The 1,264-nt window shown below is 70.1% G+C and carries 1 protein-coding gene, 1 tRNA gene and 1 pseudogene; 2 read left to right on the top strand and 1 reads right to left on the bottom strand.

Features of this window, described 5'->3' with window-relative positions:
* Positions 1–393, bottom strand: a pseudogene (locus VQ03_RS29695) (hypothetical protein); the annotation flags it as partial.
* A 129-nt stretch (positions 394–522) separates the two neighbouring features.
* Here VQ03_RS29695 and VQ03_RS29690 point away from each other — a divergent pair.
* A tRNA-Lys gene (locus VQ03_RS29690) sits at positions 523–598 on the top strand.
* A 228-nt stretch (positions 599–826) separates the two neighbouring features.
* The coding region (locus VQ03_RS29685; RefSeq protein ID WP_157064319.1) for a hypothetical protein at positions 827–1,264 on the top strand (438 nt) is incomplete at its 3' end.

The raw sequence follows: 1,264 nt of genomic DNA, 5'->3' as shown, positions 1-1,264 counted from the left end.
CGCGGGCGCCCGCGTCAGGAAGAGCCGGGCGAGCTGGGTCTGCTCCCAGGGCGTCGCCGCGTTCATGGCGAGGTTGGCGAAGCGGCCGCCGAAGGCCCGGTCGAGTCCGTGAGGGTCGAGGAGGCGGGCGGTGGAGGTGCCGAACACGGCCGAGTCGTAGGCGCCGCCGCGTACCACCTGCGGGTACATGAAGCGCTGGTTGAGATCCATGATCGGCCCGGACCGCCGACCCGGCGCGGCGCGCAGGCCGTAGGGATCGAGGATGGTCACGAAGGCGAGCACGAGCAGCCCCAGGAGCCCGGCCGCACCGACGAGCAGCCCGGCGAAATGTCGCCAATCCGCGGCGGAGGACGTCGCGGCGGAATCGAGAGGCTGTGGGGGTTCGGAGGGCATCGGGACGCGGGCTTCTGTTGGCGGCCGTGGTCTCCCGGTTGACCCGGCCGCGTCAACCCCCTATGTCCGCCTCTGCTCCGAACAGGACCTGGGCCGGCCCACCAGCGCCGCGCCGTCATCCCCGGGAGCGGGCGCGTAGCTCAGCTGGTAGAGCAACGGACTTTTAATCTGTAGGTCCTGGGTTCGAGTCCCAGCGCGCTCACCACTCTACTTCCTGCTGCCGGCATCTCTATTGGTTCTCGCGACGGATGGATGTCGAAGGTCCGGGCTTTCCGGCCGATGCCGGGTCTTGATCTGCGGCATCGATCCCCTGGTCTGGTCGTCGTCCAACTCGGCGCGTCGCCTCCGGCCTTCCTGACTGCGGGCGTCGGCGCGATCCACCCACATCCGTGGCGTCTTCGTTGACGATGCACTCGGCCTATGCAAGGAGCCCATGCCCAGTTTCTCTGGAGGGGCAATGTCGGGGAATGATGCGCTCATGAAAGCCTTGGCTGATGTGAGCGAACGCAGGGCGGCGCTCGAGGCCGAATACGAGCGCATCGGGGCGGAGCTGGCCAAGCTCCGGCTCGCCGAGAACGCGCTCCGGGCGATCATCGAGGATACGCCGATCGAGGAGCTCGGCCTGTCGCTGCCATCTGCCGGTCCGGCTTCCGGCGCGGACCGGGGCGAGCCGCGCGCGAGCGGGCGCCGCGGACCGCGGGGGCCGCGGGCGAACTCGACCAAGGGGCGCCTGAAGGCGCTGATCGACGGGGCCGGGCCGCAGGGCCTGTCGCAGCCGCAAATCCTGCGTGCGCTGCCCGATGCGGCACCGGCGACCATCAACGCGTATCTCAGCAGCATGGTCACCGCCGGCGAGGCGCTGCTGGTCGGC

Origin of the sequence: Methylobacterium tarhaniae (genome assembly GCF_001043955.1) — a bacterium.
GTDB lineage: Bacteria > Pseudomonadota > Alphaproteobacteria > Rhizobiales > Beijerinckiaceae > Methylobacterium > Methylobacterium tarhaniae.
Note: the sequence above shows the minus strand (reverse complement) of the source record. Positions and strands in the feature narration are given on the sequence as shown.